Origin of the sequence: Streptomyces sp. NPDC059668 (assembly GCF_042734135.1) — a bacterium.
Lineage (GTDB): Bacteria > Actinomycetota > Actinomycetes > Streptomycetales > Streptomycetaceae > Streptomyces.
Window position 1 is genome coordinate 97615 of the sequence record NZ_JBHWEL010000022.1, and the last position, 10585, is coordinate 108199.

A 10585-nucleotide genomic window follows, 5' to 3' on the forward strand; every position below is an offset into this window, starting at 1 on the left:
TGGGGTCGGTGTGGGCCTCTGTGTGGGGGGGCCCCGGCGCTCGGTTGGGCACGTGGGTGGGGGGCGGGGGGGGGCGCCCCGTGGCGCCCGCGGCGTGCGGCCTGGCCCCCCCCCCGGCCGGGTCCACGCCCCGGGGGGCGCGGGGAACTGCGTGACCAGCCACGACGGCCCCGCAGTCGAAAACCGGCGGTCGAACCCGAGCTCTTAGTACTGCTCGGTCTCGACGAAGCCCGCGTCCGCGTCGTCGTCGGCGCCGAAGGCGTCGGCGGCGGCGGTCGGGTCGAATCCGGGCGGGCTGTCCTTGAGGGCCAGGCCCATGCCGGCCAGCTTCGCCTTGACCTCGTCGATGGACTTCGCACCGAAGTTGCGGATGTCCAGGAGGTCGGCCTCGGAGCGGGCGACGAGCTCACCCACGGAGTGGATGCCTTCACGCTTGAGGCAGTTGTACGACCGAACGGTGAGCTCGAGCTCCTCGATCGGCAGGGCGAGATCAGCGGCGAGGGCGGCGTCCGTGGGGGACGGGCCCATGTCGATGCCCTCGGCGTCGATGTTGAGCTCACGGGCCAGACCGAACAGCTCGACCAGGGTCTTACCGGCCGACGCCATGGCGTCACGGGGACGCATGGCCTGCTTGGTCTCGACGTCGACGATCAGCTTGTCGAAGTCGGTGCGCTGCTCGACACGGGTCGCCTCGACCTTGTAGGTGACCTTCAGAACGGGCGAGTAGATGGAGTCGACCGGGATACGGCCGATCTCCTGGCCCACCTGCTTGTTCTGGACGGCGGAGACGTAGCCGCGACCGCGCTCGACGGTCAGCTCCATCTCCAGCTTGCCCTTGCCGTTGAGCGTGGCAAGGACGAGGTCGGGGTTGTGCACCTCGACACCGGCCGGGGGCGCGATGTCGGCGGCGGTGACCAGACCCGGACCCTGCTTGCGCAGGTACATCACGACCGGCTCGTCGTGCTCCGAGGAGACGACGAGCTGCTTGATGTTGAGGATCAGGTCGGTGACGTCCTCCTTGACGCCCGGCACGGTGGTGAACTCGTGCAGCACGCCGTCGATACGGATGGACGTGACCGCCGCACCCGGGATCGAGGACAGGAGGGTCCGGCGCAGGGAGTTGCCGAGGGTGTAGCCGAAGCCCGGCTCCAGCGGCTCGATCACGAACCGGGAGCGGAATTCGTCGACGACCTCTTCGGTCAACGAGGGACGCTGAGCGATCAGCATGTGTGGATCAGATCCTTCTTTCGTGGACGCCCGCTATTTGACGCCCGACAAAACCGCGCGTTTTCACCGCACGGGTACTGCAAGGGTACGGGCGATACGGCCCTTTTACGGAGCCGTACCGCCCGGAACCCTCAAGCCGACAAGCGGCCGTGCGTCAGACGCGACGGCGCTTGGGCGGACGGCAGCCGTTGTGCGGGGTCGGCGTCACGTCCTGGATGGAGCCGACCTCGAGACCGGTCGCCTGGAGCGAACGGATCGCCGTCTCACGACCCGAACCCGGGCCCTTGACGAAGACGTCGACCTTGCGCATGCCGTGCTCCTGCGCGCGGCGGGCGGCCGACTCGGCGGCCATCTGCGCGGCGAAGGGGGTGGACTTGCGCGAGCCCTTGAAGCCGACGTGGCCGGCGGAGGCCCAGGAGATCACGTTGCCCGAGGGGTCCGTGATGGAGACGATGGTGTTGTTGAACGTGCTCTTGATGTGAGCGTGCCCGTGAGCGACGTTCTTCTTTTCCTTGCGGCGCACCTTCTTGGCAGCGCCCTGACGACCCTTGGGGGGCATCTATTACTCCTACGGGAGGTGGTCGGTCCTACAGCGAAGACCGCTGATAAGCGTCCGCTGAGGACTACTTCTTGCCCGGCTTCTTCTTACCGGCGATGGCGCGACGCGGGCCCTTGCGGGTACGAGCGTTCGTGCTGGTGCGCTGACCGTGGACGGGCAGGCCACGACGGTGGCGCAGACCCTGGTAGCAGCCGATCTCGACCTTGCGGCGGATGTCGGCCTGAATCTCGCGACGGAGGTCACCCTCGGTCTTCAGGTTGGCGTCCACGTACTCGCGGATCTTGACCAGCTCCTCCTCGGAGAGGTCACGAACGCGGGTGTTCGGGTTCACGCCGGTCTCGGCCAGCGTCTGCTGGGACAGGGTCCGGCCGATGCCGAACACGTAGGTCAGGGCGACCTCCACACGCTTTTCGCGCGGGATGTCAACACCGGAAACGCGTGCCATTCAATGGCTCCAGTTGTCGTTCGGAGGTCTTCCGCAGAACCGGATCCCGCCCGCCGTCCTCTTCTCTGCTGAAGATTCGGTACGAACCGGGTCCCCGGCCTCCGACCGGGGGTGTCAGGCCTGATCTCGATCAGCCCTGGATTCTGCGTATGAACATGTACTGCTTGCGTCGCGCGAAGTATCTGCGGGTGCAGAAGGTGCGGTCGTGCGTCAGCCCTGGCGCTGCTTGTGGCGCGGGTTGTCGCAGATGACCATGACCCGACCGTGACGGCGGATCACCCTGCACTTGTCGCAGATCTTCTTGACGCTCGGCTTGACCTTCATTAGGTGAGGTTCTCCGGGTCAGTGCCACCACCCGCGTCCCGGAACCCGGGACCGCGGAGTAAAGGCAAGATCTACTTGTACCGGTAGACGATCCGGCCACGCGTCAGGTCGTACGGAGACAGCTCCACCACGACCCGGTCGTCAGGGAGGATGCGGATGTAGTGCATACGCATCTTGCCGCTGATGTGTGCCAGAACCTGGTGGCCGTTCTGGAGCTCAACCTTGAACATGGCGTTCGGAAGAGACTCGACGACAGTGCCCTCGATCTCGATGGCACCTTGCTTCTTGGCCACGCTTCGCCCTTCGAATCGACTACCTTGATCGACTCCGTGCGAGCGCATGCAGACATGCGGGTGCACGAGAGCCGACGAGTCAGTCTACGTCAGGGCACCCGGAAAGACGAATCGAGGAAGAATGCCCCATCAGGGAGATCCTTAACCTGCACTTCCCGGTGATTGAGCGCGAACCGGCCGCGGCCGACTAGGCCAGCGGGTCCGGCGCCGCCGTCACTCCGTACTCCGCCAGCTTCGCCCTGCCGCAGTCCGGAGCCGTCAGGACCAGCGGGCCCTCCTCCGTCACCGCCACCGAGTGCTCCCAGTGCGAGGACCACGTACCGTCCGTCGTGATGACGGTCCAGTCGTCCTCCAGCACCTCGGTCTTCGGGGTACCCAGCGACACCATCGGCTCGACGGCCAGGCAGAGACCGGGGACGAGCTTCGGGCCCTTGCCGCGCCGGCGCTCCACGTAGTTCAGCAGGTGCGGGTCCATGTGCATCTCGGTGCCGATGCCGTGGCCGCCGTAGTCCTCGATGATCCCGTACCGGCCGCCGCCCGGCTTCGGCTGGCGGCGGATGTACGTCTCGATCGCGCGGGAGACGTCGACCAGCCGGTTCCCCGACTTCATCGCCGCGATGCCCGCCCACATCGACTCCTCGGTCACCCGCGAGAGCTCGATCAGCTCCGGAGCGTGGCCGGAGCCCACGAACGCCGTGTACGCCGCGTCGCCGTGCCAGCCGTCCACGATCGCGCCCGCGTCGATGGAGATGATGTCGCCGTCCTTCAGGACGGTCCTGTCGTCCGGGATGCCGTGCACGACGACCTCGTTGGCCGAGGTGCAGATGGTCGCGGGGAAGCCGCCGTATCCCAGGAAGTTCGACTTCGCGCCGTGCTCCTCCAGCACCTTGCGCGCCACCTCGTCGAGGTCCCGCGTCGTCGCGCCGGGCACCGCCGCCTCACGCGTGGCCGCGTGCACGGCGGCGACGACCAGGCCCGCCTCACGCATCTTGGCGATCTGCTCGGGGGTCTTGATCTGCACCATGGCGGCCCGCGCTCTCCGTCTTCTCCGTCAAACGACTGCGTACACGAACGACTACCTGTACAACACTACGGCCGCGACGCCCCGGAGGGCACCGCGGCCGAAGCAGCGTGACGACTACTTGTCGTCGGCCTTGCTCTTGAGCGCCTCCATGGCGCGCGCCGTGACCTCTTCCACCTTGCCGAGCGCCGAGATCGTGACGACCAGGCCCTGGGCCTTGTAGTAGTCGATGATCGGCTCGGTCTGCGTGTGGTAGACCTCCAGCCGCGTGCGGACGGTCTCCTCGGAGTCGTCGTCGCGCTGGTACAGCTCGCCGCCGCAGACGTCGCAGACCCCGTCCTGCTGCGGCTTCTTGTACTCCACGTGGAAGACGTGGCTCGATTCCTTGCGGCAGATGCGGCGGCCGGCGATGCGCTTGACCACCTCGTCCTCGGGGACCTCCAGGTCCAGCACCGCGTCCAGCCTCATGCTCTCGGCCTTCAGCATCTCGTCGAGCGCCTCGGCCTGCGAGACGTTACGAGGGAAGCCGTCGAGCAGAAAGCCGTTCGCCGCGTCGGGCTGCTCCATGCGGTCCTTGGCCATCCCGATGGTGACCTCGTCCGGAACCAGGTTGCCGGCGTCCATGTACGCCTTCGCCTGCTTGCCGAGCTCCGTGCCCTGGCTGATGTTGGCACGGAAGAGGTCGCCCGTGGAGATGTGCGGAATCCCCAGGTTCTTGGCAAGGAACGCGGCCTGCGTTCCCTTCCCGGCACCGGGCGGCCCGACGAGGACGATTCGCATCAGCGGAGGAACCCTTCGTAATTGCGCTGCTGAAGCTGGCTCTCGATCTGCTTCACCGTCTCAAGGCCCACACCCACGATGATCAGGATGCTGGTACCACCGAACGGGAAGTTCTGGCTTGCCCCGAAGCCAACCAACGCCATCGTCGGTACGAGAGCGATCAGACCCAGATACAGCGACCCCGGCCAGGTGATCCGGTTGAGTACGTAACTGAGGTACTCAGCGGTCGGTCGGCCAGCCCGGATGCCCGGGATGAAGCCACCATACTTCTTCATGTTGTCGGCTACTTCCTCGGGGTTGAAGGAGATCGCCACGTAGAAGAACGCGAAGAAAACGATCAGGAGGAAGTACATGGTGATGTAAATCGGGTGGTCGCCCTTGGTCAGGTTCTGCGTGATCCAGGTCTTCCAGCCGGAGTTGCCGTTGGAGAACTGGGCGACCAGCGCCGGGATGTAGAGCAGCGACGACGCGAAGATGACGGGGATCACACCCGCCTGATTGACCTTCAGCGGGATGTACGTGGACGTACCCCCGTAGGACCGGCGGCCGATCATGCGCTTCGCGTACTGGACCGGAATGCGGCGCTGGGCCTGCTCGACGAAGACCACCAGGCCGACCATGACCAGGCCGACCAGGATGACCGTGCCGAACTCGATCCAGCCTCCGGCCAGGGTGCCCTGCTTCTTGATGGCCCACAGCGCGGACGGGAAGCTGGCGGCGATCGAGATGAACATGAGGATCGACATGCCGTTGCCGATGCCGCGGTCGGTGATGAGCTCGCCGAGCCACATGACGACACCGGTACCGGCGGTCATGGTGACGACCATGACGACGGTCTGGAAGATCGACTGGTCCGGCACGATCTGGTTGGCCACCTGGCAGCCGCTGAACAGGGCGCCGCTGCGCGCGGTCGCGACCAGACCGGTGCCCTGGAGGATGGCGAGGGCAACCGTCAGATAACGGGTGTACTGCGTGATCTTCGCGGTACCGGAAGAGCCCTCTTTCTTGAGGGCTTCGAGGCGCGGGATCACCACCGTCAGCAGCTGCAGAATGATGCTCGCCGTGATGTACGGCATGATGCCGAGCGCGAAGATCGTGATCTGCAGCAGCGCGCCACCACTGAACAGGTTGACGAGACCGAACAGCCCCTGGTTGCCCTTCGAGGCCGCGTCGATACAGGTCTGGACGTTCTTGTAGTCGACGCCCGGGATCGGAATGTGCGTACCGACCCGGTAGACCACGATGATGGCGAGAGTGAAGAGCAGCTTCTTGCGCAGGTCGGGCGTCCTGAACGCCCGGGCGAACGCGGTGAGCACGGTGCCTCCTGCGACCCCCGCGCAACTGCGTCAAGGGTGATGGTCTTGAGGTTCGACGAATAGGTATCGGTCAACTGCCGCCCGGCGGGAAGCCGGACGAAAGTCGGCAGTGCAGGCCACCTTACCGGCGAGACTGCCCCCCTTGGAACGACCAACCGGGGATGCCCCATTTGTTGGGGCATCCCCGGTCGGGATCGCTCAAGTCATCGAGGCGCCTGAAGTGATCAGACGAGCTCGGTGACGGTACCGCCGGCGGCGGTGATCTTCTCCTTGGCGGAGCCGGAGACGGCGTCGACCGTCACCTGCAGCGCCACGGAGACCTCGCCCTGGCCGAGGACCTTGACGAGGCTGTTCTTGCGAACGGCACCCTTGGCGACGAGACCCTCGACGGTGACCTCGCCACCCTCCGGGTACAGCGCGGCCAGCTTGTCGAGGTTCACGACCTGGAACTCGGTCTTGAACGGGTTCTTGAAGCCCTTCAGCTTCGGGAGGCGCATGTGGAGGGGCATCTGCCCGCCCTCGAAGCGCTCCGGAACCTGGTAGCGGGCCTTCGTGCCCTTGGTACCACGACCGGCCGTCTTACCCTTCGACGCCTCACCACGACCCACACGGGTCTTGGCGGTCTTGGCGCCCGGGGCGGGACGGAGGTTGTGGATCTTGAGCGGGTTGTTCTCCGCCATGATCAGTCGACCTCCTCAACCGTCACGAGGTGGCGGACGGTGTGCACCATTCCGCGGAACTCGGGGCGGTCCTCCTTGACGACCACGTCGTTCAGGCGCTTGAGCCCGAGCGAACGCAGCGTGTCGCGGTGGTTCTGCTTGCTGCCGATGTACGACTTCGTCTGCGTGATCTTGAGCTGAGCCATGATTACGCACCCGCTCCCGCACGCGCACGCAGCAGAGCCGCGGGGGCGACGTCCTCGAGGGGCAGACCACGGCGAGCCGCGATCTCCTCGGGACGCTGCAGGCCCTTGAGGGCCGCCACGGTCGCGTGCACGATGTTGATCGCGTTGGACGAGCCGAGCGACTTCGACAGGATGTCGTGAACGCCGGCGCACTCGAGCACGGCACGCACCGGGCCACCGGCGATGACGCCGGTACCGGGGGAAGCAGGCTTGAGCAGGACGACGCCCGCGGCCTTCTCGCCCGTGATCGGGTGCGGGATGGTGCCCTGGATGCGGGGGACCTTGAAGAAGTGCTTCTTGGCCTCCTCAACACCCTTGGCGATGGCGGCCGGCACCTCCTTGGCCTTGCCGTAACCGACACCGACGGTGCCGTCACCATCGCCCACCACGACCAGCGCGGTGAAGCTGAAGCGACGACCACCCTTCACGACCTTGGCGACGCGGTTGATCGCGACGACACGCTCGACGTACGCGGTCTTCTCTGCAGCAGCGCCGCCGTCACGGCCCTTCCGGTCCCGCCGCTCGCCGCCACCGGCACCGCTTCCGCGGCGCTGGGGTCCAGCCATTGGAATTACCTCTCTCTGTTTCCGCTAGCTACGGAACCGACTCAGAACTTGAGTCCGGCTTCGCGGGCGGCGTCCGCCAGGGCGGCGATGCGCCCGGCGTACTGGTTACCACCACGGTCGAATACGACAGCCTCGACACCGGCGGCCTTGGCGCGCTCGGCGACCAGGGCGCCGACCGACTTGGCCTGCGCGGACTTGTCGCCCTCGCCACCACGGACCGTGGTGTCCAGGGTCGACGCCGACGCCAGGGTGTGACCCTTAACGTCGTCGATGACCTGGGCCACGATGTGGCGGTTGGAGCGCGTCACGACCAGGCGAGGACGTTCAGCCGTACCCGAGATGTGCTTACGGATCCGGATGTGACGACGCTTGATGGCAGCACGCTTGTAAGCGTCGCCCTTAGCAATCTTGACACCGTATGCCATGGCTTACTTACCCGCCTTTCCGACCTTGCGCCGGACGACTTCGCCCTCGTACTTGACGCCCTTGGCCTTGTACGGGTCGGGCTTGCGCAGCTTGCGGATGTTGGCCGCAACCTCGCCGACCTTCTGCTTGTCGATTCCCTCGACCGAGAAGTGCGTCGGGTTCTCGACCTTGAACGAGATGCCCTCGGGCGCCTCGACCGTGATCGAGTGGCTGTAGCCGAGCGAGAACTCCAGGTTGGAGCCCTTCGCCAGGACGCGGTAACCGACACCGCTGATTTCGAGCTTCTTCACGTAACCCGTGGTCACGCCGGTGATCATGTTCGCCACCAGCGTGCGGGACAGGCCGTGCAGGGCCTTGTTCTGACGCTCATCGTTGGGGCGGGTGACGTTCAGAACGCCGTCCTCACCCTTGACGATCTCGATCGGCGCGACCACGGTGTGGGAAAGGGTGCCCTTGGGGCCCTTCACCTGGACCGTGCGGCCATCGATGGTGACGTCCACGCCGGCGGGAACCGTGATGGGGAGCTTGCCAATACGCGACATAGCTGTTTCCTCCGTTCCCTTCCGCTACCAGACGTAGGCGAGAACTTCTCCGCCTACGCCCTTCTTGCCGGCCTGCTTGTCGGTGAGGAGACCGTGCGACGTGGAGATGATCGCCACGCCGAGGCCACCGAGCACCTTGGGCAGGGAGGTGGACTTCGCGTACACACGCAGACCCGGCTTCGAAATCCGCTTGATGCCCGCGATGGAGCGCTCACGGTTCGGGCCGAACTTCAGCTCGAGGACGAGCTTCTTGCCGACTTCGGCGTCCTCGACCTTCCAGCCGGTGATGAAGCCCTCCTGCTGGAGGATCTCCGCGATGTGCGACTTGATCTTGCTGTGCGGCATCGCGACATCGTCGTGGTACGCCGAGTTCGCGTTACGCAGACGGGTGAGCATGTCTGCGATCGGATCAGTCATGGTCATGAATTGGCCTTCGGCCTCTCTCGCCGGGGTTTCCTGTATGCGCCATCCCTCTCCCCACTCAGTGGCGGGACGGGTGCGGTGCGGGGACCTACGGCGTAGTAAGTCGTACGGGCGTCAGGCGCCCAACCCTCCCAGCCTAAGCCATGGAGGGATGGGCACCCGACAGCGCCCTTTACTTACCGAGAGCCTCTGGAATCCCGAAGTACGGGACTACCAGGAGCTCTTGGTCACGCCCGGCAGCTCGCCACGGTGAGCCATCTCACGAAGGCAGACGCGGCACAGGCCGAACTTGCGGTACACGGAGTGCGGACGACCGCAGCGCTGGCAGCGCGTGTAGCCACGCACACCGAACTTGGGCTTACGAGCAGCCTTGGCAATCAGAGCCTTCTTCGCCATCTCGCTTACGCCTCCTTGAAGGGGAAGCCGAGGTGACGGAGAAGGGCACGGCCCTCAGCGTCGTTGGTCGCCGTGGTCACCACGGTGATGTCCATACCCCGGACGCGGTCGATCTTGTCCTGGTCGATCTCGTGGAACATGACCTGCTCCGTGAGACCGAAGGTGTAGTTGCCACGGCCGTCGAACTGCTTGGGGGACAGGCCGCGGAAGTCGCGGATGCGCGGCAGCGCGAGCGACAGGGTGCGGTCCAGGAACTCCCACATGCGGTCGCCACGGAGCGTGACGTGGGCACCGATCGGCTGACCCTCGCGCAGCTTGAACTGCGCGATGGACTTGCGGGCCTTGGTGATGGCCGGCTTCTGACCGGTGATCGTGGTCAGGTCACGGACGGCACCGTCCATGAGCTTCGAGTCACGGGCGGCGTCGCCGACACCCATGTTGACCACGATCTTGACGAGGCCCGGCGTCTGCATGACGTTCTCGTAGGAGAACTCTTCCTGCAGCTTCGCCGCGATCTCCTCGCGGTACTTCGTCTTGAGACGCGGAGTGGTGGTGGTAGCCATCAGATGTCCTCACCCGTCCGCTTGGCAACGCGGATCTTGTTGCCCTCGTCGTCGAAGCGGTAACCGACACGCGTGACGACCTTGTTGCCGTCCTTCTCCACGACGAGCTGAACGTTGCTCACGTGGATCGGGGCCTCGGTCGTCACGATGCCGCCGGCCTGCGAACCGCTGGCGGTCGGGCCGGCCTTGGTGTGCTTCTTGACCCGGTTGACACCCTCGACCAGGACGCGCTCGTCGCGCGGGTAAGCGGCAATGACCTTGCCCTGCTTGCCCTTGTCCTTGCCGGTGATGACCTGAACCGTGTCACCCTTCTTGATCTTCATGCTTACAGCACCTCCGGCGCGAGCGAGATGATCTTCATGAACTTCTTCTCGCGCAGCTCACGGCCGACAGGGCCGAAGATACGGGTGCCGCGAGGGTCGCCGTCGTTCTTCAGAATGACGGCGGCGTTCTCGTCGAAGCGGATGTACGAGCCGTCCGGACGGCGGCGCTCCTTGACGGTGCGAACGATGACGGCCTTGATGACGTCACCCTTCTTCACGTTGCCACCGGGGATCGCGTCCTTGACGGTGGCGACGATGACGTCACCGATGCCCGCGTAGCGGCGACCGGAGCCACCGAGCACACGGATGCAAAGGATCTCCTTCGCACCAGTGTTGTCGGCGACACGCAGTCGCGACTCCTGCTGGATCACGTCTATCTCCTGATTTGTCTGCCGGTTCCCGGGGCGGGGGGGGCCGTAGGGGGGGCCCCCCCCCGCCCAGGGCGGAACCACCCGAGGGGAAACCCCCCGGGAAATA

At 65.6% G+C, this 10585-nt stretch carries 18 protein-coding genes; all 18 read right to left on the reverse strand.

Features of this window, described 5'->3' with window-relative positions:
- Positions 1-204: 204 nt before the first annotated feature.
- Positions 205-1227 carry a DNA-directed RNA polymerase subunit alpha gene (locus ACFV2J_RS18385; protein WP_003966937.1) on the reverse strand — a complete coding sequence of 341 codons (1023 nt, stop codon included), beginning with the start codon at positions 1225-1227 and terminating at the stop codon, positions 205-207.
- 154 nt (positions 1228-1381) lie between these two features.
- A complete protein-coding gene (rpsK, locus tag ACFV2J_RS18390) occupies positions 1382-1786 on the reverse strand; it encodes a 30S ribosomal protein S11 (protein ID WP_003956432.1) in 405 nt (134 codons plus the stop codon).
- Between the two features lie 64 nt (positions 1787-1850).
- On the reverse strand, positions 1851-2231 hold the full coding sequence (rpsM, locus tag ACFV2J_RS18395; protein ID WP_148010033.1) for a 30S ribosomal protein S13: 381 nt from the start codon (positions 2229-2231) through the stop codon (positions 1851-1853).
- A gap of 210 nt (positions 2232-2441) precedes the next feature.
- Entirely contained in the window at positions 2442-2555 is a 114-nt protein-coding gene (gene rpmJ / locus ACFV2J_RS18400; RefSeq protein ID WP_003974245.1) for a 50S ribosomal protein L36, read from the reverse strand.
- Positions 2556-2626: 71 nt separating this feature from the next.
- Complete coding sequence (infA, locus tag ACFV2J_RS18405) at positions 2627-2848, reverse strand: translation initiation factor IF-1 (RefSeq protein WP_003948620.1); 222 nt, start codon at positions 2846-2848, stop codon at positions 2627-2629.
- A gap of 187 nt (positions 2849-3035) precedes the next feature.
- Positions 3036-3872 (reverse strand): type I methionyl aminopeptidase, encoded by an 837-nt coding sequence (gene map, locus ACFV2J_RS18410; protein ID WP_385086006.1) that lies wholly within the window; start codon positions 3870-3872, stop codon positions 3036-3038.
- Between the two features lie 114 nt (positions 3873-3986).
- On the reverse strand, positions 3987-4649 hold the full coding sequence (locus ACFV2J_RS18415) for an adenylate kinase (protein ID WP_385086008.1): 663 nt from the start codon (positions 4647-4649) through the stop codon (positions 3987-3989).
- The gene (gene secY / locus ACFV2J_RS18420) at positions 4649-5965 is read right to left on the reverse strand and encodes a preprotein translocase subunit SecY (protein ID WP_385086010.1); all 1317 of its coding nucleotides are present in this window, start codon (positions 5963-5965) and stop codon (positions 4649-4651) included. Before secY ends, ACFV2J_RS18415 begins: the two co-directional genes overlap by 1 nt.
- Before the next feature lie 224 nt (positions 5966-6189).
- Positions 6190-6645 (reverse strand): 50S ribosomal protein L15, encoded by a 456-nt coding sequence (rplO, locus tag ACFV2J_RS18425; RefSeq protein WP_007443991.1) that lies wholly within the window; start codon positions 6643-6645, stop codon positions 6190-6192.
- 2 nt (positions 6646-6647) lie between these two features.
- Positions 6648-6830, reverse strand: coding sequence for a 50S ribosomal protein L30 (rpmD, locus tag ACFV2J_RS18430; protein WP_030788246.1), 183 nt, complete (start codon positions 6828-6830; stop codon positions 6648-6650).
- A gap of 2 nt (positions 6831-6832) precedes the next feature.
- Complete coding sequence (gene rpsE, locus ACFV2J_RS18435) at positions 6833-7435, reverse strand: 30S ribosomal protein S5 (RefSeq protein ID WP_055513610.1); 603 nt, start codon at positions 7433-7435, stop codon at positions 6833-6835.
- Between the two features lie 41 nt (positions 7436-7476).
- A complete protein-coding gene (rplR, locus tag ACFV2J_RS18440) occupies positions 7477-7860 on the reverse strand; it encodes a 50S ribosomal protein L18 (RefSeq protein WP_067367094.1) in 384 nt (127 codons plus the stop codon).
- 3 nt (positions 7861-7863) lie between these two features.
- Positions 7864-8403, reverse strand: coding sequence for a 50S ribosomal protein L6 (rplF, locus tag ACFV2J_RS18445; protein WP_385086013.1), 540 nt, complete (start codon positions 8401-8403; stop codon positions 7864-7866).
- A 24-nt stretch (positions 8404-8427) separates the two neighbouring features.
- On the reverse strand, positions 8428-8826 hold the full coding sequence (rpsH, locus tag ACFV2J_RS18450) for a 30S ribosomal protein S8 (protein ID WP_055614920.1): 399 nt from the start codon (positions 8824-8826) through the stop codon (positions 8428-8430).
- A gap of 210 nt (positions 8827-9036) precedes the next feature.
- A complete protein-coding gene (locus ACFV2J_RS18455; RefSeq protein ID WP_003948630.1) occupies positions 9037-9222 on the reverse strand; it encodes a type Z 30S ribosomal protein S14 in 186 nt (61 codons plus the stop codon).
- 5 nt (positions 9223-9227) lie between these two features.
- On the reverse strand, positions 9228-9785 hold the full coding sequence (gene rplE, locus ACFV2J_RS18460; RefSeq protein ID WP_148010026.1) for a 50S ribosomal protein L5: 558 nt from the start codon (positions 9783-9785) through the stop codon (positions 9228-9230).
- Positions 9785-10108 carry a 50S ribosomal protein L24 gene (gene rplX / locus ACFV2J_RS18465; protein ID WP_060901494.1) on the reverse strand — a complete coding sequence of 108 codons (324 nt, stop codon included), beginning with the start codon at positions 10106-10108 and terminating at the stop codon, positions 9785-9787. Before rplX ends, rplE begins: the two co-directional genes overlap by 1 nt.
- Before the next feature lie 2 nt (positions 10109-10110).
- Positions 10111-10479, reverse strand: a complete 369-nt coding sequence (gene rplN, locus ACFV2J_RS18470; RefSeq protein WP_003992364.1) for a 50S ribosomal protein L14 — start codon at positions 10477-10479, stop codon at positions 10111-10113.
- Positions 10480-10585: the final 106 nt, after the last annotated feature.

What these genes read in the sequence shown, in the direction of transcription:
- rplX (WP_060901494.1), bottom strand. Translation starts at nt 10,108, where the DNA reads ATGAAGATCAAGAAGGGTGACACGGTTCAGGTCATCACCGGCAAGGAC.
- rpsM (WP_148010033.1), bottom strand. Translation starts at nt 2,231, where the DNA reads ATGGCACGCGTTTCCGGTGTTGACATCCCGCGCGAAAAGCGTGTGGAG.
- rpsK (WP_003956432.1), bottom strand. Translation starts at nt 1,786, where the DNA reads ATGCCCCCCAAGGGTCGTCAGGGCGCTGCCAAGAAGGTGCGCCGCAAG.
- rpmD (WP_030788246.1), bottom strand. Translation starts at nt 6,830, where the DNA reads ATGGCTCAGCTCAAGATCACGCAGACGAAGTCGTACATCGGCAGCAAG.
- map (WP_385086006.1), bottom strand. Translation starts at nt 3,872, where the DNA reads ATGGTGCAGATCAAGACCCCCGAGCAGATCGCCAAGATGCGTGAGGCG.
- rplR (WP_067367094.1), bottom strand. Translation starts at nt 7,860, where the DNA reads ATGGCATACGGTGTCAAGATTGCTAAGGGCGACGCTTACAAGCGTGCT.
- ACFV2J_RS18385 (WP_003966937.1), bottom strand. Translation starts at nt 1,227, where the DNA reads ATGCTGATCGCTCAGCGTCCCTCGTTGACCGAAGAGGTCGTCGACGAA.
- rplF (WP_385086013.1), bottom strand. Translation starts at nt 8,403, where the DNA reads ATGTCGCGTATTGGCAAGCTCCCCATCACGGTTCCCGCCGGCGTGGAC.
- rpsH (WP_055614920.1), bottom strand. Translation starts at nt 8,826, where the DNA reads ATGACCATGACTGATCCGATCGCAGACATGCTCACCCGTCTGCGTAAC.
- rplO (WP_007443991.1), bottom strand. Translation starts at nt 6,645, where the DNA reads ATGGCGGAGAACAACCCGCTCAAGATCCACAACCTCCGTCCCGCCCCG.
- ACFV2J_RS18455 (WP_003948630.1), bottom strand. Translation starts at nt 9,222, where the DNA reads ATGGCGAAGAAGGCTCTGATTGCCAAGGCTGCTCGTAAGCCCAAGTTC.
- rpmJ (WP_003974245.1), bottom strand. Translation starts at nt 2,555, where the DNA reads ATGAAGGTCAAGCCGAGCGTCAAGAAGATCTGCGACAAGTGCAGGGTG.
- rpsE (WP_055513610.1), bottom strand. Translation starts at nt 7,435, where the DNA reads ATGGCTGGACCCCAGCGCCGCGGAAGCGGTGCCGGTGGCGGCGAGCGG.
- ACFV2J_RS18415 (WP_385086008.1), bottom strand. Translation starts at nt 4,649, where the DNA reads ATGCGAATCGTCCTCGTCGGGCCGCCCGGTGCCGGGAAGGGAACGCAG.
- rplE (WP_148010026.1), bottom strand. Translation starts at nt 9,785, where the DNA reads ATGGCTACCACCACCACTCCGCGTCTCAAGACGAAGTACCGCGAGGAG.